This window comes from Castellaniella ginsengisoli (genome assembly GCF_040955415.1).
GTDB lineage: Bacteria > Pseudomonadota > Gammaproteobacteria > Burkholderiales > Burkholderiaceae_B > Castellaniella > Castellaniella ginsengisoli.
This window is the reverse complement of the sequence record NZ_CP158257.1, coordinates 217,905-239,840: the sequence shown is the minus strand read 5'-3', so window position 1 is coordinate 239,840 and position 21,936 is coordinate 217,905. Positions and strand designations below refer to the sequence as shown.

Sequence of the window (21,936 nt, the reverse complement as noted above, 5' to 3'; positions counted from 1 at the left end):
GTCCTGAGCTTATGCATGCCTATTTCCCGAATCGCCGCCGCATCCTGACCGCCGCCGTCCTGCTGTGCGGTCTCGCAAGCGTGCCCGGCTTCTCGCAAGCCGCCCAGCCGGCGCTGTCGCAATTGAAGGCTTTCGTCGACAAAGTCGAATCCGCCACCGGCCGGTTCCAGCAAGAGCAGATTTCTCCGGACGGCGCCAAGCGCGTCCAGGCGGGCGCATTCGCCTTTCAGCGACCCGGGAAATTCCGCTGGGAGGTCGAGCAACCCTATCCCCAGTTGATCGTCTCCGATGGCCGGCGCGTGTATCAGTACGACCCCGACCTGGAGCAAGTCACCGAGCGTGCGGCGGGCCAGGCGATCGGCGCTTCGCCCGCAGCCCTGCTGTTCGGGTCGGGATCCCTGGATGAGGCCTTCGACCTGCAGGCGCAGCCCGACCGCGATGGCCTGCAGTGGCTGCGCGCCATCCCCAAGACGCCCGATGCGGGCTTCACGCATGCGGACATCGGATTTTCCGGCGGTCTGCCCCAGCGCCTGGAGTTGCTGGACGCCTTCGGCCAGACCTCGCGCATCCTGTTTTCCGGCCTGCAGGCCAATCCCGGCATTCCCGCCGCCCGGTTCCAGTTCACCGTGCCCGAGGGCGCGGATCTGGTCAAGATGAACTGATGAGCGCCCAGGGGGATCTGCTGGGGGGGGCACCCCCGCCGTCTGGCCCGGGCCCGGCCCATGCGCCCCTGGCCGAGGCGTTGCGGCCGCGCAGCCTGGACGAGGTCATCGGCCAATCCCACCTCTTGGGCCCCGGCAAGCCTCTGCGCCTGGCTTTCCAGTCGGGCAAGCCGCATTCCATGATTTTCTGGGGACCGCCGGGGGTGGGCAAGACCACCCTGGCGCGGCTGACGGCTACCGCGTTCGACTGCGCTTTCATCGCCTTGTCCGCCGTATTCTCCGGCGTCAAGGACATCCGCGCCGCCATGGCCCAGGCCGAGCAGAACCAGGTCCGGGGCCAGCCCACCCTCCTGTTCGTGGACGAAATCCACCGCTTCAACAAATCCCAGCAGGACGCGCTGCTGCCTTTCGTCGAAAGCGGTCTGGTGACCTTCATCGGCGCCACAACGGAAAACCCCTCGTTCGAGGTCAATTCCGCCCTCTTGTCGCGCGCCCAGGTTTATGTCCTGGAGTCATTGGGCGAAGACGACTTGCGCCAATTGGCGCGGCGCGCCCAGGCTCAGGCCATGGGTGATCTGGTATTCGACGAGCTGGCCCTCGACACGCTGGTGGGCTACGCCGATGGCGATGCCCGGCGCCTGCTGAACCTGCTGGAGCAGTGCCAGACCGCCGCCGGCGCCAGCGGTGTCACGCAAATCGATGCCGGTTTCATCGAAAATGCCTTGACCCTGAATGCCCGCCGCTTCGACAAAGGCGGGGACAATTTCTACGACCAGATCTCGGCGTTGCACAAATCCGTGCGCGGTTCGCACCCCGACGCCGCCTTGTACTGGCTCACGCGGATGCTGGATGGCGGCGCGGATCCCCGTTACCTGGCGCGGCGCATCGTGCGCATGGCCTGGGAGGACATCGGCCTGGCCGACCCGCGCGCCCTGCAGATCGCCAATGATGCGGCCGCCACCTACGAGCGCCTCGGTTCGCCGGAAGGCGAACTGGCCCTGGGCCAGGCCGTGATCTATCTGGCGGTCGCCGCCAAGAGCAACGCCGGCTACATGGCCTACAACCAGGCGCGCGCCTTCGTGAGGCAGGACAAGAGCCGCGAGGTGCCGGTGCATCTGCGCAATGCTCCGACCAAGCTGATGAAGGAATTGGGCTATGGGCATGAATACCGCTATGCCCACGACGAACCCAACGCCTACGCGGCGGGGGAAACCTACCTGCCTGACGGGATGAAGGAGCCAGGCTGGTACCGGCCGGTACCTCGGGGCCTGGAACTGAAGATTGCCGAGAAACTGGCGCGGTTGCGGGCGTGGGACGACGAGGCGAAAGAGAAATAGAAAAAGAGGCTTCGGCCTCTTTTTCTATTCCGGCTTTCTGTGCCGGCGTCAGCCGAACAGCTTGTTTGCGACCTCCGCCGCGTGTTTGCCCTGGAAGCGTGCGCCATCCAGCTCGTTGGCGGACGGCTTGCGCGAACCGTCGCCCCCGGCGATGGTGGAAGCCCCGTAGGGCGCCCCGCCGGTGACCTCGTCCAGGCGCATCTGGCCCTGGAAGCTGTAGGGCAGGCCCACGACCACGAAACCGAAGTGCAGCATGTTGGCAATGATGGAGAACAGCGTCATTTCCTGGCCGCCGTGTTGCGTGGCGGTGCTGGTAAAGGCGGCGCCCACCTTGCCATTCAATTGGCCGCTGGCCCACAGGCCGCCCGCCTGGTCCAGGAAGTTCGCCATCTGCGAGCACATGCGCCCGAAGCGGGTGCCGCAGCCGATCAGGATGGCATCGTACTCGACCAGATCTTTGACCTGGGCGATGGGGGCGGCCTGGTCGAGCTTGTAGTCCGACTTGCGGGCGATTTCCTCGGGGACCAGTTCCGGCACGCGTTTGATGTCGACCGTGGCGCCCGTCGATCGGGCGCCTTCGGCGACGGCCTGGGCCATGGTTTCGATATGGCCGTATGTGGAATGGTAGAGCACCAGTACTTTCGACATGAAGAGACTCCTTTCCTGAGGTAATTCCCGCCGCCCGGATTACCGCGCCGGCGCGGGACGCGCCAGGGCTGGGGCAGGATTGAATACAATAACGCCTTTCAAGAATCTTCGTCACCTCGCCATGCTCGACACCAATCTGCTGCGCAAGGACCTGGATCGCGTCGTCGGGGCTCTTGCCCGGCGCGGCCTGGTCTTCGATACCGATCGCTACCATGCCCTGGAAGCCCGTCGCAAGGCCGTGCAGATCCAGACCGAAGAACTGCAGGCGCGGCGCAATGCGCTGGCCAAGCAGATCGGCCAGTTGAAATCCCGCGGCGAAGACGCATCGGCCGTGCTGGCGGAATCCCAGGCCATTCCTGATCGGCTCAAAGCGCTTGAGCAGGATCTGGGCGAGGTGCAGCAGGCGCTTTCCGCCTGGTTGATGACCCTTCCCAATCTGCCCGACGACAGCGTACCGGATGGCGCATCCGAGGCCGACAACGTCGAGGTCCGACGCTGGCTTCCGGGCGCCGCGGGTGCCGACGGCAATCCCGCCGGCCTGGGTTTCGAGCCGCGCGACCACGTCGCCCTGGCCGAGCCTTTCGGCCTGGATTTCGAGTCGGCCCGGTCCCTGGTGGGCGCGCGCTTCATGATGCTGCGCGGCCCCATCGCCCGCCTGCACCGCGCGCTGGCCCAGTTCATGCTGGATCTGCAGACCGGCGAGCACGGCTACCAGGAATGCTATACGCCCTACATCGTCAACGGCTCCACCCTGTACGGTACGGGCCAACTGCCCAAGTTCAAGGACGATATGTTCTGGGTGACCAAGGGCGGCCAGGGCAGCACGCCCGATGAGGATGGCCAGGCCGAAGACCTGTACCTGATTTCCACCGCCGAGATCCCGCTGACCGGTACAGTGCGCGACCGCATCCTGGATGAACAGGATCTGCCCGTGCGCCTGACGGCGCACACGCCATGCTTCCGGTCGGAAGCCGGCAGCGGCGGGCGCGATCTGCGCGGCTTGATCCGCCAGCACCAGTTCGACAAGGTCGAGATGGTGCAGATCGTGCACCCCGACCAGTCCTGGCAGGCGCTGGACGAAATGGTCGGCCATGCCGAACACGTGCTGCAGGCGCTTGGGCTGCCATACCGGGTCGTGCTGCTGTGCGCGGGCGACATGGGCTTCGGTTCGGCGAAGACCTACGATCTGGAAGTCTGGTTGCCGGCGCAGAACACCTGGCGGGAGATCTCGTCGGTGTCGAACTGCCTGGATTTCCAGGCGCGGCGCCTGCAGGGACGCTTTCGCCCTGAAGGCCCCAAGGCCAAGCCCGAATACCTGCACACGCTGAATGGTTCCGGGCTGGCCGTGGGCCGCGCCCTGGTGGCCGTGCTGGAAAACTACCAGCAGGCCGACGGCAGCATCGCGATTCCTGCCGTGCTGCGTCCCTACATGGGCGGGCTGGAAGCCATCCAGGCTTGAGGCCGGCTGCGCCGGCAAGGCAGGCCCGAGCCAGGCCGCCTTGCTCGTGCGGAGATCAGGTCTTGCGGGTCTTTGGCCCGCGGTAGTGCGGCATGCCGGGCGCAACCGGCGGTTCCGCCTCGGCCGCCGCCGTGCCGATGGTGGCCTGATGGGCACCGATGCGCGTGATCAGGATCAGGCAGCCGACCCAGAACGCCAGGGTCAGGACCGTGGCCAGCAGGCTTTGAAAACTGGCATACCCCGTGGCCGCCGAGGCTTGAATGCCGAAGGCGTCGGCGATGGGCGGGATATTGCCCAGGCCTTCGACCATCAGGCGGCCGGGCAGGGAAAAAGCCCATTTCAGGGCGGCGACGACTTCCCAGCCGGAGACCGACCCGTTGCCGTCGAGATCGAGCACGAAATGCAGGGCTTGGATGTTCATGGCGGACCTCCTTCTGCGCTTATGCCTGAATCCACTATAGGCCAGAAGGCAAGGGCGGGCAACGGCGCACGGCATTTTGATTCATGCTATGATGCGCGACTCGACTCGCAATGCGTCGTACCCGGAGAGGTGGCAGAGTGGTCGAATGTACCTGACTCGAAATCAGGCGTACGGTAACCCCGTACCGTGGGTTCGAATCCCACCCTCTCCGCCAGATATCCCCTGTAAGCTATGGTTGATTACAGGGGGTTTTTTGGCTTTATGGGCTTGTCGGCCCACATTCCTCCCCACACGTGTGCAGGGTTTGCAACGGTTGCGATCTGGCGACATAGCGGGCACCTGTCCTGGGGGTGTGCCCAAAGTGGGACGCACTAGTTCTTCCCCAGACAGATATCCCCAGAGCTGGGCATATCCCCCCCTTTGGGGACTTGGCATCATGGTCAGCCTCGTCAGGCTGCTGCTTTGCATGATGGGCCGCGCTTTCTGGTGCGGGTGTAAGTTGTAAATCTCCTTATTCCGCCACATCGGCAGAACTGTGCAAGCGCTTCGTCACATCTGATGAGCGAATCAGAATTTTGAGAGGCCTTGTTGCCTGCCGTCGCGCGCTCTAGCGCGCAGACTTTTCGGGCCTCGTGTGCGGCCCGGGCGAACCGGGAGTTGGAGAGTCGATGAGCCCCAGGAAGATGAGCACCGGAGCGTCACGCCGCACGGTTACGCTCTGTAGTTCTTTTCTCTACGGCTTAGGGCAAAATGGCGACGCCATAAAGGGATTGCCATGAAAAAGATACTTCTGGTTTGCGCACTGGCCGCCACGCTTTCCGCCTGTGCGGTGCATACGCCCCGTGGATCCGTGGTTGTCGATCCCGATCCAGCCTACGGGCATGGCGGGTTCTGCCCGCCGGGGCAAGCCAAAAAGGGCAACTGCTGAGCGGGCGGCGATCTTTGCCTTGCGCCTCGAACGACCCCATTTCCGGGGCCTTTCCGTTTGCGCCGGATTTGATTCCTCAGGCGGCCGCCAACCCTTCCGTCATACGTTGGCGCTTGATCATCAGTGAGATCACGGCCGCGGCCAGGCCGGTGGCGCCTGCCAGCACGAAAGCCATCAGGTAGCTGCCGGACACCTCGCGGACGAAGCCGCCCATCCAGGCCGCCGTGGCGGCGCCGATCTGGTGGCCGGCAACGATCCAGCCGAACACCACCGGGGCATCGCGGTCGCCGAATACATCGGTGGCCAGGCGCAGCGTGGGCGGTACGGTGGCGATCCAGTCCAGGCCGTAGAACACGGCGAAGATGGACAGACTGTAGAGCGAGAAATCGGTGTAGGGCAGTGCCATCAGTGAAAGGCCGCGCAGGCTGTAATAGATGAACAGCAGTTTGCGCGGGTCGTAGCGGTCGGTGAGCCAGCCCGAGGCCGTGGTTCCGATGAGATCGAAGATGCCCATCACCGCGAGCAGGCCCGCCGCTTGCACCGAAGCGATGCCGTAGTCGCCGCACATGGCGATGAGGTGGGTGCCCACCAGGCCGTTGGTGGTAAAGCCGCAGACCCAGAAGGTGGCGAACAGAAACCAGAACGCGCGGGTACGGCTGGCCCGGCCGAGCGCACCGAAGGTGGCGGCGAGCAGGCCGGTGCGCGGCGCGGGCGGCGGGGGCGGGTTGTCCGGGTCGCTGCCGTAGGGCAGCAGGCCGACGCTGGCGGGTCCGTCGGGCACCAGCCGCCAGACCAGCGGCACCATTACCAGGATGGCGATGGCCACGGCCCAGACCGCGCGTGTCCAGTCGTCCGACGAGGCCAGGGCGGCCAGCAGCGGCAAGAAGATCAGATTGCCGGTGGCGGTGCTTGCCGTCAGGATTCCCATGGCCAGGCCGCGGTGTTGATGGAACCAGCGATTGGCGATGGTGGCGCCCAGCACCGTGGCCACGGCGCCCGACCCGATCCCGGAGAAAATCCCCCACAAGGCGATCAGATGCCAGCTCTGGGTCATGAAGGCGCTGGCGGCCGAGGAGGCTGCCATCATGACCAGGGCCGCCAGCAGGACGCGGCGCAGACCGAAATGATCCATGGCGGCGGCGGCGAAGGGGCCGACCATGCCGTAGAAGAAAATGCCGAGGGCGGCTGCCAGGGAGATGGTCGCCCGGCTCCAGCCAAAGACCAGATGCAGCGGATCCAGCAGTACGCTGGGCGTGGCGCGCAATCCGGCTGAAAACAGCAGACAGAAGAAGATGACGCCGACGACGACGAACGCGTAACGCTGGCCCAGGCGGGGAATGAGAAGGGGGCTTGCGGAACGCGCAGGGGGAGGCATGAGATGTTACTGTTCGGTACGTTCAGAACGGCATATAATACGTACCGATCAGTAACATCGTCAAGCAGAAAGATGAAAAAGACACCGCCGGCCGCTCGCCGGCCAGATGGCCGGGATACCGCACAGAAGGCAGGATCGCTGCCGCGTGCGGCTGACCGCATCCGCAGCAGCGCGCGGGATCTTTTCTATCACCAGGGCATCCGGGCCGTCGGCGTGGATGCCATCGTGGCCGAGGCGGGCGTCACCAAACCCAGCCTCTACCGCAGCTTTGCCTCGAAAGACGAGCTGGTGGTGGCCTACCTGCGGGATTACGAAGTCGAATTCTGGCGGCGCTTCAACGCGGCGGTCGAAGCCCATCCGGGCGATCCGCGCGCACAGATACTGGCTTATTTCGCGGGGTTGACCAAACGGACCTGCATGGCGGAGTACCGGGGCTGCGGCCTGACCAATGCGTGCATCGAATACCCTGAGCCCGACCATCCCGCCCGGCAGGTGTCGGTGGCGAACAAACGGCAGGTGCGTGCGCGCCTGATCGAGCTGGCGCGCGAAATGGGCGCCCGCGACCCAGAAGCGCTGGGCGACGGCCTGCAACTGCTGTTGGAAGGCGCCTGCGTATCCAGTCAGGTGTTTGGCGCGGAGGGGCCGGTGCGGTATCTGGCGGATACGGCGGCGCGCTTGATCGATGCCAGCCTGGCCTAGGCCGCTACCCGGCGGCGCGCCCGCCCCCCGTGGTCATCGCGTCTCAGGTTTCGGCCCCGCATTGCTCCAGTGCCGGGTAGTCGGTGTAGCCTTCCGGACCCGGGGTATAGAACGTCTCGGGCCGAGGCGCATTCAGCGCGGCGCCGTGCGCGAAGCGGGCGGGCAGGTCGGGATTGGCGATGAACAGTTTGCCGAAGGCGACCGCGTCGGCGCGCTCCTGGGCCAGCCAGGCGGCGGCCTGAGCCTGGTCGAGGGCTTCGTTCGCAATGAACCGGCCGGAGAATTTCCCGCGGATTGCCGACGCCAGGCTGTCCGGGCCTTCATATTCGCGCAGGCATAGAAAGGCGATGCCGCGCCGGTCCAGAGCCTCGGCGACGTAGCCGAAGGTTTCCTGCGGCTGATCGTCGCCCATGTCGTTGCTGTCGCCCCGGGGGGACAGGTGGACGCCGACGAGGCCGGGCGCCCAGACTTCCAGGATCGCGTCCGTGATCTCCAGCAGCAGGCGGGCGCGGTTTTCCAATGAGCCGCCGTAGGCGTCGTTGCGCCGGTTGGTGCTGCTTTGCAGGAACTGGTCGATCAAGTAGCCGTTGGCGGCATGGATTTCGACGCCGTCAAAGCCCGCCGCCCGGGCGTTTGCGGCGCCTTGCCGGTAGGCTTCGATGACCCCGGGAATTTCCGAGATGTCCAGAGCACGGGGGGTGACGTAGGTCTTCTGCGGGCGCAACCGGCTGACGGTGCCGGCCGGTTGCAAGGCGCTGGGGGCCACCGGCGTGGCGCCGTCCAGATACAGGGGATCGGAAATGCGGCCGACGTGCCAGAGCTGCAGGATGATCCGTCCGCCTGCCTCATGTACGGCGGCGGTGACTTTCTTCCAGCCTTCCACCTGGGCGTCGGACCAGATCCCGGGGGTGTCCGGGTAGCCCACGCCCATTGGGGTGACGCTGGTGGCCTCGCTGATGATGAGGCCGGCGCTGGCGCGCTGGCGGTAGTAGTCGACCATCAGGTCGCCGGGAATGCGGCCGGGTTCGGCCCGGCAGCGGGTCAGGGGGGCCATGATGATGCGATTGGGCAGCGACAGGTCGCCGAGCTGAAGGGGATCGAACAAGGTAGGCATGGAAGTTTCTGGGGGGGTGGTTGATGGATCTGGACGGCAAATGATACGTACCGGTAAGTAACATTGTCAAGCGCCCTCGTTGCGATCCATCCGGCCGGCCCATGCGCCCGGCCACAGTGGTATGGGAATACCACCCAGGCACCGGATCGGGGGGCCACAATAGGGATGGGCGGAGCCTGCGGACTGGGCTCCGGCGCCCGATTCCCATCGCCCGGTCGACGGCCGGGCATCACTCAGGACAGGAGACGAACAATGGCGAAGAAATTGCTGATGCTGGTGGGCGACTACGTCGAGGACTACGAAGTCATGGTGCCGTTCCAGGCCTTGCAGGCCGTCGGGCACTCGGTCGATGCGGTTTGTCCGGACAAGAGCGCGGGTGATTGGGTGGCGACGGCCGTTCATGATTTCGACGGCGCCCAGACCTACAGCGAAAAACCCGGACATCGCTTTACGCTGAACCGGGATTTCGACGCGGTGGATGCGGCGGCCTACGACGGGCTGGTGGTTCCTGGCGGGCGGGCGCCCGAATACCTGCGCATGGACGAGCGCGTGCTGGCCATCGTGCAGCAGTTCAATGCCGCCGCCAAACCGATTGCGGCGATCTGCCATGGGGCGCAGTTGCTGGCGGCGGCCGGCGTGCTTCAAGGCCGCACTTGCTCTGCGTATCCGGCGTGCGCGGCGGAAGTCCGGCTGGCGGGCGGCCAGTATGCCGACATTGCGATCGATCAGGCGCACACGGACGGCAATCTGGTCACGGCGCCGGCGTGGCCCGCGCACCCGGCCTGGATCGCCCAGTTCCTGGCGGTGCTGGGCACGCGCATCCAGCACTGAGGCCGTGCGCCGGGGCGCTCGCGCCCGCTTGAGGGAATGAGGCCGCGTGTCAGGGATTCCCCTCTTGCGTGGCCGCGACGCTCGTCCCTACAGTCACAGGATGCCGCGCCTGTTCTGGAGCCTTGCGCCATGTGCGAAATCTTCATCCGGGCCAATCCCCGGTCCTACGACAGCGAAACCCGCTCGTTGCGCCTGCATGGCGTGGCGACCAGCGTGCGTCTGGAGCTTCTGTTCTGGCACGTGCTCGAAGACATCGCCCGGCGGGACGGCATGCGGGTGTCGCAACTGATCGAACGCCTGTACGACGAGTTGCTGGCCTACCGGGGCGAAGCCGGCAATTTTGCTTCTTTCCTGCGTGTCTGCTGCCTGCGCTATCAGATGCTGCAAGTCGACGGGCGCATTCCGGCGGATGCGTCCGTGCCCCTGCGTTCGCTGGATGCCCGGGCCGTCCTGCACGGGTGGCCTGATTTGTTGTACGAGGGCGAGACCGCCTGATTGTCCGCCGCCGAAACAGATCTCCCGGACCGCGCATCCAATAGCGCGGAACACGGCGATTCCCGCCGCGCATACCGGGAGATTCTCATGAACTCGCGTTCTCTTCTGATGGCAGCCACGGCTGCCTTGGCATTCGGTTTGGTCGCGCCTGCGGCGCAGGCGAAAACCGCATCGGCGCTGAAGGCGCCGCCCGCGGCTCCGTACAAGACGGTCAGTTCGCTGGTTCCGTTGCCCGATTTCATTCCGGGCATGGGGCAGTTGTTCGTCGACCCCGCGACGCTGCCCGCCGGCCCGTTCCTGGGCTACGACCATGATGGCAACCTGGTGAACACCACCTACATGATTCCGCTCTCGCTCATGAAGGCCGACATGCACTTGAATGACCTGAAGGTGCCGGCCGGGGTCAAGGTGGATCATGTGGACATGATGTATAACGCGGGGCATCCCGGCGTGGCTGAGCCGCACATCCACATCGTGCTGTGGCATGTGCCGGCCGCGCAGGAAAGCCGCGTAGCGAAATGAGTACGCCTGCCCATGACCCGCGGCGCCGACGGCTGTTGGGCGCCGGCGGCGGCCTGCTGCTGGCGGCCGCCCTGCCATGGCCGGCGGCGGGCGGCGAAGCGATCGAGATCGGCATGGCGGGCACGTCGACCGGGTCGGCCGTCTGGTTCCGGCCGCGAGGTCTGCGCATCCGCCCCGGCCAGGCCGTCCGCTGGGTCAACCACGATGCCGGAAACGTCCATACGGCGACCGCCTATCATCCGGCCAACGGCAAGCCGTTGCGCCTGCCGCAGGATGCAAAGCCATGGGACTCCGGCTATCTGCTGCCCGGACAGTCTTTTACCTGGGTGTTCGATGTTCCCGGCGTTTACGACTATTTCTGCTTGCCGCACGAGCATGCGGGCATGGTCGGGAGGATCGTGGTCGAAGGCGCGCCGGCCGGGCGCCCTTACGCCGGAACGGATGCGCAGTTGCCTCCGGTTGCCGTAGCGGGCTTTCCGGAGGTGGAAGCCGTCCTGAGCCAAGGGCGGGTCGACTGATCCTGGGGCCGCCACCGGCTGCGGACCGCCTCGCTTGTGGGGCGGTGCGTCAGCCGGCCGCCTGCACCCGTGCAAGAACACCCGCCACGATGCGGTCGCAGCGTGCGCCTGCGAACGAGAATGCGCCCGCAGCGCGCGGGTCGAATTCCGGCTGCATGGCCGCCTGCAGCAGGCGGCGGGCGCGCATGAATCGCACACGCACGGTGGCTTCGGGCAGGCCGAGGACGGTGGCGACCTCCGCAGCGGGCATTTCTTCGACCGCGCGCAACATGAAGACTGTGCGGTAGAGGTCCGGCAGTTCGTCGATGCGCCGTTCCAGTTGGCGCCGCAGTTCCGCGCGCCAGGCCATCTGGTCGGGGCTGGCGGAAGCGGGCGCGGCGGTGTCGGGGTCGTGCATCGGCATGGTGTCCTGTTCGTGCGAAACCTGGTATGCGGATTGGATGAGGGTTTCGCGCGATCTGTTTCGTCGCCGCCGCATCAAGGCTTCGTTGATGGCGATGCGCGTCAGCCAGGTGGCGGGCCGGGCATCCGCGCGAAAGTCGCGCAGATGCCCGTAGGCCTTCCACCAGGCTTCCTGGACGGCGTCCTCGGCTTCGGCTTCGTCGTGCAGAATGCTGCGCGCCGCCCGGTAGAGCTGCTGGTTGTGGCGGCGCATCAACGCTTCGAAGGCGGCCAGGTCGCCGCCCGCCGCGCGCCCGATCAGGGCGAGATCGTCCGAGGCTGCCGGATCGGGCTGGAGCTGGATATCCACGTGAACTCCTGAAAGAATACCGTCGGCATTGGATGCCGCTGGCCCCGCAAACGTTTCAACCGTGTCCGGCCCGGCCGCGCGGCGTCGCATATCAGGCCGGCTTGCGCCCGTGCAGGTCTTCCAGGGTCTGCAACGCCAGGGCCGAGTGGGCATACGCGCCGCCCGCCCGCATTTCGGCCGCCACCCAGATCGCCTCCATGATTTCCGCATCGGAGGCGCCTGCGCGGGCCGCGCCTTCGGTGTGGCCTTTGATGCAGTAGGGGCACTGAGTGACGTGCGCGACGGCCACGGCGATCAGTTGCTTGGTTTTCGCGTCCAGCGCGCCCGGTGCGAACACCGCCTTGCTGAACGCCTTGAACGCGGACAGGGCTTCGGGGGCGAGTTCGGCGCGCCGCTTGGCCAGTCCGGCGGTGGGGTGAGGGAACATCGGTGAATCCATGGCGGGCTCTCCTGTGGGTCTGTGCCTGGGACCATCATAGACCTGCGGCGCGCGCCCGGCGCGAAAAGCCACGGGGGCGCCGTGGCGTTTTTCTGGATGCGCCTGGTGGAACCCCGCCGATCTCGTTCAGGGCGCGACCGAGGCGCCCCGGATGCCGTGGCGCGCCAGCGCTTGCGCCACAAAACCGGACGCTTTGCAGCGGGCCACGAAATCGGCCAGTGCGGCGAGGGCCTGCGGTGGGCGGGACCGGGGCAGGCCCATGGCTTGTTCGATCACCATGAAGCGGCCGGGCAGCAGGCGCACGCCGCCGACCCGGTCCGCGTCGGATTGCAGTTGCTGGCGCACTCCGGCGGCCACCTCCTGGCCGCCGGCCAGGAAATCGTCCACGACGCGCTGAGAGTTTTCCGCCCGCACGATTTCCGCCTGTCGCAGGTGGCGGCTGAGGTACAGGTCGTAGGCGCTGCCCTGGCCCACCACGACGCGATGGCCAGGCTGGTCGACCTCGGCGTTGTCGTGCAGCGGGGAATCCGCGCGCACCAGGTAGGCCCCTTCGATGAGCACGTAGGGGGCCGTGAAAGCGATGCCTTCACCGCGCTTGGGATCGATGGCGAAAAAGCCGATGTCGGCCGCCTGGCCGGCCACGGCCTCGACCGACTGGATGGCCTTGTCGAACACCGCCAGCTCCAGGGGCACGCCCAGCTCGCGGGCCAGTTCCGCGGCCAGGTCCACGGACACGCCCGAGACCTCGCCGGTGCCGGCGTCGCGGCGCGCCAGCAGGGGATTCCCCAGATTGATCGAGGCGCGCAGCGGGCCCGAGGGGGCGAGATCCTGTGGCAGAGACATGGCGGGCTTGGTAAAAAGAAGAATGATGCGATTGTAGGAGGTTCGGTGTACCGTAGGTACATTCCGCCGTATTCTGGAGAGATCTGATGCAAGCCGCCGCTTCATCCCTTGCCGCGCCGCCCGAGGCCGCCAGTGCCGTTCTGGCCTTCTGGCGCGGCGCGGGTCCAAGCCGATGGTTCGCCAAGGATGCCGCTTTCGACGCCGAGTTCCGCGAGCGCTTTGCCGATGCCCATTTTGCCGCCGCCCGCGGCGAGCTGGAAGGCTGGCTGGGCCACCCCGAGTCGGCGCTGGCCTTGATCCTGCTGCTGGATCAGTACCCCCGCAATGCCTTCCGGGGCACGGGGCACATGTTCGCCACGGACGGCCTGGCGCTGTCCTGCGCCCGCAGGGCACTGGGCCTTCTGGAGGGTATCGAGCCCGACCTGCGCGGTTTTGTCTGCCTGCCTTTCATGCATGCCGAGGATCTGGCCGTCCAGGAAGAATCCGTGGTCCTGTATGCGCGCGAGGCGCCCGATTCGCTGCGCTGGGCGATCGAGCATCGCGACATCATCCGGCGCTTCGGGCGGTTTCCCCACCGGAACGGCGCGCTCGGGCGCAGTACAACGCCCGAGGAGGAACAATTCCTGAACGCGGGCGGATTCGCCGGCTGAGCCTGCCATGACCCATACCCGACCCGAACCCCTGATCATCGAGCCGTCCGCCGGTGCGCCCGCGCAGCTCTTCGTCGTCTTGCATGGCGAGTCGGCTGCGCCAGACCAGGTGTTGGGCCTGGTGGGGGCGATCCGCCAGGCTTTTCCCCAGGCGCTGATCGTGCAGCCGCACGGGCGGTTCGGCGCAGGCGCGGCTCGGCGCTGGATCGCCCAGGCCGAGCCGGATGCCGAGGCCTATGTGGGCCTGGTGGCCGATGCGGGCACCGTCCTGGCCGCCGAGATCAGGTCTTTGCAGCAGGCCCGGCGCCTGAGCGGCGAACAAACCGCCCTGGCGGGTTTTTCAGAGGGCGCCGCCGTGATCCTGGAGGCGGTTTGCGCCCATCCGGGGCTGGCCGGCCGGGCATTGCTGTTTTCCACGCGCTTTGCCACGCTGCCGCAGGCCGCCCCCGCCCAGACCACATTGCATCTGCTGCACGGCGCGGCGGACGGCGTGGCGCCGGTCGACCAGGCGCGCCAGGTGCATGGCCATCTGGCCGAACTGGGGGGCGACGCGACCCTGGACATGGCTTCGCACGTGGGCCATGAACTTCATGAGGCCTTGGTTCGCCAGGCCATCACGCGGCTGCAGAATTATTTGCCGTTGCGCAGTTGGGAATCCGTAATGGGCGCGCCCGCCGCCCGGGTCGACGAATACAGCGCTGACGACGATTCGGGCAAGCCTTCCGCGGAGGACGGAACCCTGCACTGAGGCGCCTCGGCAAGGGGGTGCCGCCGGTTCCGGCCGGGGCGCTAGGATTCCTGGCGTCGCCGGAAGGCGCGGGTCGCCACCCGGGCGCAGAGTGCCAGAGCCATGGAGAGCGCGATGGCGAGCAGCCCCAACGCCGATAGCCGGCCCCGGCGGCCCTCATCGATGTCGCTCAGAATCCGGGTGGACAGCACCTCTGCGCCGGCGTCCGACAGCACGACGGAGACCGGCAGCTCGTTCAGGAAAAGGATCGCCATCAAGGTCCAGGCGGAGACGAAGCCCGGGATCAGCAGCGGAAGTGTGATGCGCCGCAATGTGGTCAGGCGCCCGGCGCCGCAAAGCCGCGAGGCCTCATCCAGGAGGCGGTGGATCTGCGTGAAGGCTCCGGCCAGAGGCCGCACGCCGTAGGGCAGGTAGACCGCGATGTAGGCCAGCAGCAAGGCGGCCAGCGTGGCGTGGGGCGGGATCTGCGCAAAGAATCCTTTGAAGCCGATGCCGAGGACCAGGGCGGGAAAAGCGAAGGGCAGGAAGCTGAGCATCCTGAGCAGGCGCGTCGGCGGACCATGCGTTTTGACGCAGACGCAGGCCACGCCCAAGGACAATGCCGCTCCCAGGGTGGCGCCTGCGCCCGCCAGGAGCAGGCTGTTGCGCAGCGCCCGCAGAACGGCGGGTTCTTGGAAGACATCGATCCAGTGCTGCAGATCCAGGGCGGCGAAGGCCAGGGCGCCGAGCGGTATGGGCCGGGGGATGAGCGAGGCGTAGAGCAGCGCCAGGACCGGCAGCGCGGTCGCCAGCAGGTACAGCAGCCCGGCACCCAGGCCCAGCGTATGCCGCATGCGGCCGGGCCTGGCCGGGCCTGGCCGCGCACCGTGCGCCGGGGGGGCGGCATAGGCTGCGCTTTCGGCGACCAGTGCGCGGTAGAAGACGGTCAAGGCGAGGGAGGCCGACAGCAGGCCCAGACCGAGCGCGGCAGCCTGGGCCTCATCCGAAGCGGAGCCGGCGGAGATCATCCCGTACAGATAGGTGGTCAGCACGTCCACGTGGCCGGGGGCGCCCAGCACCCGGGGCACGGCATAGGACGCCAGGCTGCGCACCATGCTCAGGACCAGGGCGGCCAGAAGGGCCGGATACAGGATCGGCAGGGTGATCCGCAGCAGGACGTCCGTCGGGCCGGAGCCCGATACGCGCGCGGCTTCCTGCCGCGCCGGGTCGAAAGCCGCCAGGGCCGGTGCGATGATGAGGTAAGCCATGGGCAGGTTCATCATCCCTTCGACCAGGATCATGCCCCCCAGCGAATGGATGTCGAACGGCGCCGGTTCCAGGCCAAGCAGCCCTTGCAGCGCTTGAGCGAGCAGGCCGTCGCCGGGATGCAGCAGCAACGCCCAGCCGGCCGCGAACAGCAAGGGCGGGGTCATCAACGGCAGGATCGAAAACGCCATGCACAGACGCCGGGCGGCGTGGCCGGTGTTCAGGCAAGCCAGGAGCAAAGCCAGCAGCGTGGACAGCAGGGACGAGCCCAGTACGAACACGGCCGTGTTGAGGGCGACCCCCCGCAGGGCGGGGGCGGTGTAGGCGCGGACGTAGGGCGACAGGGTGAACGGATCGGCGGCGCCCGGCGCCCGGGACAGGCTGTCGAGCAGCAGCGTCAGCACGGGACACAGGACCAGGAAGCCGACCAGGGCGGTCAGGGTCCAGCTCAGGGCGCGTGACTGCCGGGAGTCGGGCATCGGCGGCCTCAGGCGTTCAGCAGCAGGCAGTGGGCCGGGTCCAGGCGGATTTCGACGCGTTCGCCTGGGGCGGTCTGTACGTCGGGGTCGATGCGCGCCAGCAACCGTTCGCCGTTGACCCGGATGTCGGCCTCATAGGCCTCGCCGATGAACGTCATGGACTCGATCGTGCCTTCGATGACGTTGAACCCCGGCCCGACCTCGAAGCGCGTGACGCGGATGAATTCCGGACGGATGCAAAGCGTTGCCTCGGCGCCTTCCGGCAGATCGCGCGCTTCGCAATGGATCGTGCCCAGGCCGCAGCGCGCCAGGGTGTAGCCGTGTTCCTGGTTGCGGATGATGGCCGGGAATTGATTGATCCGTCCAACAAGACACGCCACATCGCGCTGCCGCGTTTCGAAGTACAGGCGCTGCGGGGTGTCGGCCTCGAGGACACGGCCATTTTGCAGGGCGGCGATCGTGTGCGACAGGATCAGGGCATCGGCCGCGTTTCGGGTGGCGTACAGGATCGTGATGCCGAGCGCTTTCAGGGATTGGCACAACTGCGTACGGGTTTCCATGCGCCATCCGGCATCCGGGGCGCCGAGCGGCTCGTCGAGCAGGATGGCGTGCGGCTCGGCCACCAGCGCGCGGGCCAGTGCCACGCGTTGCTGCTGGCTGTCCGGCAGACGCGTGACGGATTGTCGTTCGATGCCGCGCAACTGGACGAATTCCAGCGCTTGAGCGACTTTCTCGCGGATCCGTCCCCGGCGCATGCCGCGCACGTGCAGCGGATAGGCCACGTTCTCGAAGACCGACAGGTGCGGCCACAGGGCGGGTGGCTGGAGCACCATGCCCAGGCCGCGCTTTTCTGTGGGCACGGCGATCCGGCGTTCCGATGACCAGACCACATCGTCGCCGATACGGATCTCGCCGGCGTCGGGGGTTTCCAGGCCGGCAATGCAACGCAGCAGCGTCGTCTTGCCGCAGCCGCCGGGTCCGAGCAGGGTGAAGATTTCGTGGGCCGGAATGGTCAGATCGACGCGATCCAGGGCCGCGATGGCGCGATCTTCGGACCGGTAGGTCTTGCACAGACCTTCGACGCGGATCTCCATGGGGCGTTCGAGGCGGAAATGGGCGGCATGCGGCCCGGTCCCTGCATGGTAGTGTGGGCGGCGGCCAGAGGCAAGCACGCCTCTGGCACTGGCTCTTTTATTACAGCAGGGCCTGGCGCAAGGCTTCGGGGGATCGGGGCGACAGCAGGCCGGGGGCCACATCGAAGACGGTTCGGGCGCCGGTTTCACCGGCGGACTTCATCCGCCAGGCGGCGCGCGTGTAGGCCACCAGGACGCTGGACGTGAAGGCCGGATTGCTGTCCAGCGCCAGCGAGAACTCCATCACCTGGTTCTCGCTGGCCTCGGTGCGGCCGCTGCGGATGACGAACCCGCCGTGCGGCATGCCGGCGTGGTCGCGGGCCAGGGCGGCCTCGTCGATGAAATGCACCGTGGTGTCGTAGTCCGCAAAATAGTCGGGCATGGCGACGATGGCCTGTTCGACTTGGCCGGCGTCGGCGCCCGGTTCAAGCGCGACGTAGCATTCGCGCTTGTGCTTTTCCCGGGTCGTCAGAGCCGGCTGCTCGCCGGCGCGTACGCGGGCGACCGCCTCGGGAACCGGGATGGTGTACTGCACGCCGGCCCGAACGCCCGGCACGCGCCGGATGGCGTCCGAGTGCCCCTGGCTCAGGCCCTTGCCCCAGAATGTGTAGGTGGCGCCGGCCGGCAGGATGGCCTCGCCCATCAGGCGGTTGATCGAGAACAGGCCGGGGTCCCAGCCCACCGCGATGATCGACAGGTTGCCGCCCGCGCGCGCGGCGGCATCGACAGCCTCGAAGTATTGGGGGATCCGGGCGTGGGTGTCGTAGCTGTCCACCGTCGTGAACCATCCGGCCAATGCCGGGCCCTGGGCGGGCAGGTCGTCCTTGGAGCCCCCGCACAGGATCATGACGTCGATGTCGTCGCGGCGCGCGGCCGCCTCGTCCAGCGAGAACACCGGGACCGAGGAGTCGGGCAGGCGCAGCGAGGCCGGGTCGCGGCGCGTAAAGACGCCGGCGGGGCGCATGTCGGGGCAGCGGGCCAGGGCCGCCAGGGCGCCACGCCCCAGATTGCCGTAACCGGCAATGCCGACGCGAATCGTGTGTGAAGCCATGGGATTCCTTCGTGTTGCATGAGGGAGGGCCGTGCCGGCCGCCGCGCAAAAAAGGCGGCGGTTGTCATACGGCAAGGTTTGATTGTATCGGCTTGCCGGTCCTGAGGCCCTGCGGTGCTAGAATGGCGCCCATTTCGAGCCGGGTGCCGGTTCCGGAAGCATGCCCGCACGCCGGCGCCCCTGGACCGCCTGCGACTGTTTCCCGCCGTGCGCCGGAAAATTCATGCAGAACTCCCGATTCCTATGACTCCGTCCTCCGCCCTTCCTTCCAATTCCAACGCATTGTTCCATTTCATCCGGCATGGCAGGCTGGTGACGCAGATCCTGATCGGCCTGGCCGCCGGCGTGGTTCTGGCGTCCGTCTCGTCGGATGCGGCGTTGGCCGTCGGCCTGTTTGGCAGTCTGTTCGTCACGGCGCTGAAATCCATCGCTCCGATCCTGGTCTTCGTCCTGGTGGCCGCTTCCATCGCCAGCCATCAACAGGGCACCCAGGCGAAACTGGGGCCGATCCTGGCGCTTTACCTGTTCGGTACCTTTGCGGCGGCACTGGTTGCGGTCGTCGCCAGTTTTCTGTTTCCGCTGACCATTCGCCTGCAGTTGGGCGACGCCGCATTGAGCCCGCCCAGCGGCGTGATCGAAGTCTTGCGCAATCTGCTCTTGAGCATCGTGGACAATCCGGTGCGCGCCCTGGTCGAAGCCAACTACATCGGCATCCTGGCCTGGGCCATCGGCCTGGGCATCGCCCTGCGCCACGCCAATGCGACCACCAAGCACGTCATGACGGATTTGTCGGCGGGGGTGTCGTATCTCGTCAAGGTGATCATCCGGATGGCGCCGATCGGAATCTTCGGGCTGGTGGCCTCGACCATTGCCGAAACCGGCTTCGGCGCGCTGCTGGACTATGCCCGCCTGCTGGCGGTGCTGCTTGGCTGCATGTTGTTCGTGGCGTTGGCGGTCAATCCGCTGATCGTGTTCCTGCGGCTGCGGGTCAATCCGTATCCGCTGGTGTTCACCTGCCTGCGCGAGTCCGGCATCACGGCCTTCTTCACCCGCAGCTCGGCGGCCAATATCCCGGTCAACATAGCCCTGTGCCGCAAGCTGGGCCTGGAAGAGGACACCTATTCCGTCTCCATCCCCCTGGGCGCGACCATCAACATGGCGGGGGCGGCCATCACCATCACGGTGCTGACGCTGGCGGCGGTCAATACGCTGGGCGTGACGGTGGATCTGCCGACGACGCTGTTGCTGAGCATTGTGGCGGCGGTGTGCGCCTGCGGGGCGTCCGGGGTGGCCGGCGGTTCGCTGCTGCTGATCCCGGTGGCCTGCAGCCTGTTCGGCATTTCCAACGACCTGGCCATGCAGGTCGTCGGGGTGGGGTTCATCATTGGCGTGCTGCAGGACTCCGCCGAGACGGCCTTGAATTCTTCGACCGACGTGCTGTTTACGGCCGCCGGCTCCGGCTCAGCCGGCGTTCAAGCGGATGCCTGAGACGCGGAGCCGGCCTCCAGGCCGCCCGCGGCCCAGCGCTCGATGAGCGGCCAGAGATCCTCGGGGCTTGCCGCGATGGCGTCGGCTCCCCAGCGGGCCGGATCCTCGAGCGAGCAGTAGCCGTAGGCGGCGACCACGGTTGCCATGCCGGCCGCCTGGCCGGCGACGATGTCGCGCTCATCATCGCCGATATAGATGCAGTTCCCGGGGGGCACGCCCGCCTGGCGGGCGGCATGCAGCAGCGGTTCGGGATGGGGTTTGGCATGGGGCGTGGTGTCGCCGCCCACCGTTACCAGGCAGCGATCCTGCAGGCCGAGGTGGCGTACGATGGGCAGGGCGAGTGCCTCGATCTTGTTGGTCACGATACCCCAGCCGTAGGCATGGCCGCCCAATTGGTCCAGCAGTATCCCGATGCCCGGGAACAGGCGGGTCTGCACCAGCATGGCCTCGGCATAGTCGCGCAGGAAGCGCTGGCGGGTGGATTCGTATTCGTCGGATTGCGCATCCAGATCCAGAGCGGCTTTCAGCAGGCCGCGCGCACCATGCGAGGCATACGGCCGCAATGCTTCGTAGGGCAGCGGGGGCAAGCCGCGGTAATGGCGCTGGCGGTTGGCGGCGGCGGCCAGGTCCGGCGCCGTGTCGGCCAGCGTGCCATCGAAATCGAACAGGACAAGGCGGCGGATCGCGGTCATGCCGGGCGCCTCGCTGCCATCAGGTAGTTCACGCTGGTGTCCCGGGACAGGCTGTAGTGCCGGGTCAGGGGCTGGTAGCTCATGCCGGCCAGCGCCGTGACTTCCAGGCCCGCCGCGCGTGCGGCGGCAGCCAGTTCGCTGGGGGTGATGAAGTGTTCGTAGCTGTGGGTGCCCCGGGGCAGCATGCGCATCACATATTCGGCCGCCACGATTGCCAGCATGAACGACTTCGGATTGCGGTTCAGGGTGGAAAAGCACACCAGCCCGCCCGGGCGGACCAGTTCGGCGCAGGCGCGCACGACCGAAGCCGGGTCAGGCACGTGCTCCAGCAGTTCCATGCATGTGACGAGGTCGAACCGGCCGGCTTGCTGTTGCGCGTAGTCTTCGGCGCTGGCGCATTCGTATTCGACCTGGATGCCGGACTCATGGCCATGCAGGCGGGCGATCTGCAGGGATTGCTTGGCCAGGTCGATGCCCGTGACCTGCGCGCCCTCGGCCGCCATGGCCTCGGCCAGCAGGCCGCCGCCGCAGCCGACGTCCAGCGCCTGGAGGCCGTCCAGCAGGCCCGTCTGGGTGCGGATCCAGTCCAGGCGCAGGGGGTTGATGTCGTGCAGGGTCTTCAGCTCGCCCTGGGGATCCCACCAACTGGAGGCGAAAGCGCTGAATTTGTCGAGTTCCGCCGGGTCGGCGTTGGCTGCGTGCATGGAGGCGGCTCCAGAGGTCCAGAAAAAAAATAGGGCTCCGTCAAACGGAGCCCTATTGTATCCGCCGCGCGCGAGGCGCGGCGGTTTCGTGCGGCCAGCGGATATTACTTGCGGGTACCGACGATTTCGATTTCCACGCGACGGTTCTGGGCGCGGCCTTCGCGAGTCTTGTTGGACGCGACGGGTTGCAGTTCGCCCTTGCCTTCGGCGTAGATGCGGTCAGCCGGCACGCCCTTGCTGATCAGGTACTGCTTGACCGTGTTGGCGCGGCGCTCGGACAGCCCCTGGTTGTAGGCTTCGGTACCGATGGAGTCGGTGTGGCCGGTGGCGATGACCGTTTCCAGGTTGACGGAACCGGCTTGCTGGGCGACTTGATCCAGCACTTGCTTGCCTTCGGGCTTCAGAGTGGCCTTGTCGAAGTCGAAGAAGGTGTCGGCGTTCAGGACGACCTTGCTGGCGGTCGGGGCAACAACGGGCGCTTCGGCGACGGGCTTGCCGCAGCCTTCAGCGGCGGTAGCCGGCGTCCAGAATGCATCGCGCCAGCAGTTTTCGCCGCTCGCGTCTTTCCAGACATGGCCGTCGACGTTGGTCCAGTTGTCGGACGCCGAAGCGGTACCGACGGCGGCCATGGCAGCAATGGCGAGTCCAATAGCGATTTTGGAGGGTTTGTTCATGTTTCTCCTCGTTTGAGCATGATGCTTGAA

Annotated in this window: 24 protein-coding genes and 1 tRNA gene; 12 read left to right on the top strand and 13 right to left on the bottom strand. The window is 66.8% G+C overall.

Annotation, left to right across the window (positions count from 1 at the left end):
• The first annotated feature begins 11 nt into the window (after window positions 1-11).
• Both lolA and ABRZ00_RS01185 read left to right on the top strand, forming a co-directional pair.
• Window positions 12-662, top strand: coding sequence for an outer membrane lipoprotein chaperone LolA (gene lolA, locus ABRZ00_RS01190; RefSeq protein ID WP_368641421.1), 651 nt, complete (start codon window positions 12-14; stop codon window positions 660-662).
• Window positions 662-1,999 (top strand): replication-associated recombination protein A, encoded by a 1,338-nt coding sequence (locus ABRZ00_RS01185; protein WP_368641422.1) that lies wholly within the window; start codon window positions 662-664, stop codon window positions 1,997-1,999. Before lolA ends, ABRZ00_RS01185 begins: the two co-directional genes overlap by 1 nt.
• A 48-nt stretch (window positions 2,000-2,047) precedes the next feature.
• Here ABRZ00_RS01185 and wrbA read toward each other — a convergent pair whose 3' ends face one another.
• The gene (wrbA, locus tag ABRZ00_RS01180; RefSeq protein ID WP_368641423.1) at window positions 2,048-2,647 is read right to left on the bottom strand and encodes an NAD(P)H:quinone oxidoreductase; all 600 of its coding nucleotides are present in this window, start codon (window positions 2,645-2,647) and stop codon (window positions 2,048-2,050) included.
• Window positions 2,648-2,768: 121 nt separating this feature from the next.
• Here wrbA and serS point away from each other — a divergent pair, with 121 nt between their 5' ends.
• On the top strand, window positions 2,769-4,106 hold the full coding sequence (gene serS, locus ABRZ00_RS01175; RefSeq protein ID WP_368641424.1) for a serine--tRNA ligase: 1,338 nt from the start codon (window positions 2,769-2,771) through the stop codon (window positions 4,104-4,106).
• A 55-nt stretch (window positions 4,107-4,161) separates the two neighbouring features.
• Here serS and ABRZ00_RS01170 read toward each other — a convergent pair whose 3' ends face one another.
• Complete coding sequence (locus ABRZ00_RS01170) at window positions 4,162-4,527, bottom strand: hypothetical protein (protein ID WP_368641425.1); 366 nt, start codon at window positions 4,525-4,527, stop codon at window positions 4,162-4,164.
• Window positions 4,528-4,650: 123 nt separating this feature from the next.
• On the opposite strand from ABRZ00_RS01170, the gene ABRZ00_RS01165 reads away from it, so the two are divergent.
• Window positions 4,651-4,741: transfer RNA gene (locus ABRZ00_RS01165), tRNA-Ser, on the top strand.
• 790 nt (window positions 4,742-5,531) lie between these two features.
• On the opposite strand, the gene ABRZ00_RS01160 is transcribed toward ABRZ00_RS01165, so the two are convergent.
• Entirely contained in the window at window positions 5,532-6,830 is a 1,299-nt protein-coding gene (locus ABRZ00_RS01160; protein WP_368641426.1) for an MFS transporter, read from the bottom strand.
• Between the two features lie 72 nt (window positions 6,831-6,902).
• On the opposite strand from ABRZ00_RS01160, the gene ABRZ00_RS01155 reads away from it, so the two are divergent.
• Window positions 6,903-7,529 carry a TetR/AcrR family transcriptional regulator gene (locus tag ABRZ00_RS01155; protein WP_343835721.1) on the top strand — a complete coding sequence of 209 codons (627 nt, stop codon included), beginning with the start codon at window positions 6,903-6,905 and terminating at the stop codon, window positions 7,527-7,529.
• Between the two features lie 43 nt (window positions 7,530-7,572).
• On the opposite strand, the gene ABRZ00_RS01150 is transcribed toward ABRZ00_RS01155, so the two are convergent.
• Window positions 7,573-8,643, bottom strand: coding sequence for an alkene reductase (locus tag ABRZ00_RS01150; protein WP_368641427.1), 1,071 nt, complete (start codon window positions 8,641-8,643; stop codon window positions 7,573-7,575).
• A 252-nt stretch (window positions 8,644-8,895) separates the two neighbouring features.
• Here ABRZ00_RS01150 and ABRZ00_RS01145 point away from each other — a divergent pair, with 252 nt between their 5' ends.
• The 4 genes from ABRZ00_RS01145 (at window position 8,896) to ABRZ00_RS01130 (ending at window position 11,009) form a co-directional block, all read left to right on the top strand.
• Entirely contained in the window at window positions 8,896-9,474 is a 579-nt protein-coding gene (locus ABRZ00_RS01145; RefSeq protein ID WP_368641428.1) for a DJ-1/PfpI family protein, read from the top strand.
• Window positions 9,475-9,603: 129 nt separating this feature from the next.
• The gene (locus ABRZ00_RS01140; protein ID WP_368641429.1) at window positions 9,604-9,969 is read left to right on the top strand and encodes a ribbon-helix-helix domain-containing protein; all 366 of its coding nucleotides are present in this window, start codon (window positions 9,604-9,606) and stop codon (window positions 9,967-9,969) included.
• Complete coding sequence (locus ABRZ00_RS01135) at window positions 9,970-10,491, top strand: DUF5602 domain-containing protein (RefSeq protein ID WP_368641430.1); 522 nt, start codon at window positions 9,970-9,972, stop codon at window positions 10,489-10,491. It begins immediately after the preceding gene.
• Entirely contained in the window at window positions 10,488-11,009 is a 522-nt protein-coding gene (locus tag ABRZ00_RS01130) for a plastocyanin/azurin family copper-binding protein (protein WP_343835716.1), read from the top strand. Before ABRZ00_RS01135 ends, ABRZ00_RS01130 begins: the two co-directional genes overlap by 4 nt.
• Window positions 11,010-11,058: 49 nt before the next feature.
• Here the strand turns inward: ABRZ00_RS01130 and ABRZ00_RS01125 are convergent, their stop codons facing one another.
• The 3 genes from ABRZ00_RS01125 to ABRZ00_RS01115 form a co-directional block, all read right to left on the bottom strand.
• On the bottom strand, window positions 11,059-11,760 hold the full coding sequence (locus tag ABRZ00_RS01125; protein ID WP_343835715.1) for an RNA polymerase sigma factor: 702 nt from the start codon (window positions 11,758-11,760) through the stop codon (window positions 11,059-11,061).
• A gap of 91 nt (window positions 11,761-11,851) precedes the next feature.
• Window positions 11,852-12,199, bottom strand: a complete 348-nt coding sequence (locus tag ABRZ00_RS01120) for a carboxymuconolactone decarboxylase family protein (RefSeq protein WP_343835713.1) — start codon at window positions 12,197-12,199, stop codon at window positions 11,852-11,854.
• Window positions 12,200-12,325: 126 nt separating this feature from the next.
• On the bottom strand, window positions 12,326-13,042 hold the full coding sequence (locus ABRZ00_RS01115; protein WP_343835712.1) for an ABC transporter substrate-binding protein: 717 nt from the start codon (window positions 13,040-13,042) through the stop codon (window positions 12,326-12,328).
• An 86-nt stretch (window positions 13,043-13,128) separates the two neighbouring features.
• On the opposite strand from ABRZ00_RS01115, the gene ABRZ00_RS01110 reads away from it, so the two are divergent.
• Entirely contained in the window at window positions 13,129-13,692 is a 564-nt protein-coding gene (locus ABRZ00_RS01110; RefSeq protein ID WP_343835711.1) for a DUF924 family protein, read from the top strand.
• 7 nt (window positions 13,693-13,699) lie between these two features.
• Window positions 13,700-14,440: an esterase gene (ypfH, locus tag ABRZ00_RS01105; protein WP_343835709.1), complete on the top strand. Its 741-nt coding sequence runs from the start codon at window positions 13,700-13,702 to the stop codon at window positions 14,438-14,440.
• A gap of 41 nt (window positions 14,441-14,481) precedes the next feature.
• Here ypfH and ABRZ00_RS01100 read toward each other — a convergent pair whose 3' ends face one another.
• The 3 genes from ABRZ00_RS01100 to ABRZ00_RS01090 form a co-directional block, all read right to left on the bottom strand.
• A complete protein-coding gene (locus tag ABRZ00_RS01100; RefSeq protein WP_368641431.1) occupies window positions 14,482-16,164 on the bottom strand; it encodes an ABC transporter permease in 1,683 nt (560 codons plus the stop codon).
• Between the two features lie 8 nt (window positions 16,165-16,172).
• The gene (locus ABRZ00_RS01095; RefSeq protein ID WP_368641432.1) at window positions 16,173-17,258 is read right to left on the bottom strand and encodes an ABC transporter ATP-binding protein; all 1,086 of its coding nucleotides are present in this window, start codon (window positions 17,256-17,258) and stop codon (window positions 16,173-16,175) included.
• Between the two features lie 100 nt (window positions 17,259-17,358).
• Entirely contained in the window at window positions 17,359-18,348 is a 990-nt protein-coding gene (locus ABRZ00_RS01090; RefSeq protein ID WP_368641433.1) for a diaminopimelate dehydrogenase, read from the bottom strand.
• 243 nt (window positions 18,349-18,591) lie between these two features.
• On the opposite strand from ABRZ00_RS01090, the gene sstT reads away from it, so the two are divergent.
• Complete coding sequence (gene sstT, locus ABRZ00_RS01085; protein ID WP_368641434.1) at window positions 18,592-19,836, top strand: serine/threonine transporter SstT; 1,245 nt, start codon at window positions 18,592-18,594, stop codon at window positions 19,834-19,836.
• Here sstT and ABRZ00_RS01080 read toward each other — a convergent pair.
• From ABRZ00_RS01080 to ompA, 3 genes are all read right to left on the bottom strand, one after another.
• Window positions 19,821-20,519 (bottom strand): HAD family hydrolase, encoded by a 699-nt coding sequence (locus tag ABRZ00_RS01080; RefSeq protein ID WP_368642822.1) that lies wholly within the window; start codon window positions 20,517-20,519, stop codon window positions 19,821-19,823. The genes sstT and ABRZ00_RS01080 overlap by 16 nt on opposite strands.
• Before the next feature lie 5 nt (window positions 20,520-20,524).
• Window positions 20,525-21,232, bottom strand: coding sequence for a bifunctional 2-polyprenyl-6-hydroxyphenol methylase/3-demethylubiquinol 3-O-methyltransferase UbiG (gene ubiG, locus ABRZ00_RS01075; RefSeq protein WP_368641435.1), 708 nt, complete (start codon window positions 21,230-21,232; stop codon window positions 20,525-20,527).
• 104 nt (window positions 21,233-21,336) lie between these two features.
• Entirely contained in the window at window positions 21,337-21,906 is a 570-nt protein-coding gene (gene ompA, locus ABRZ00_RS01070; RefSeq protein ID WP_343835702.1) for an outer membrane protein OmpA, read from the bottom strand.
• Window positions 21,907-21,936 lie beyond the last annotated feature (30 nt).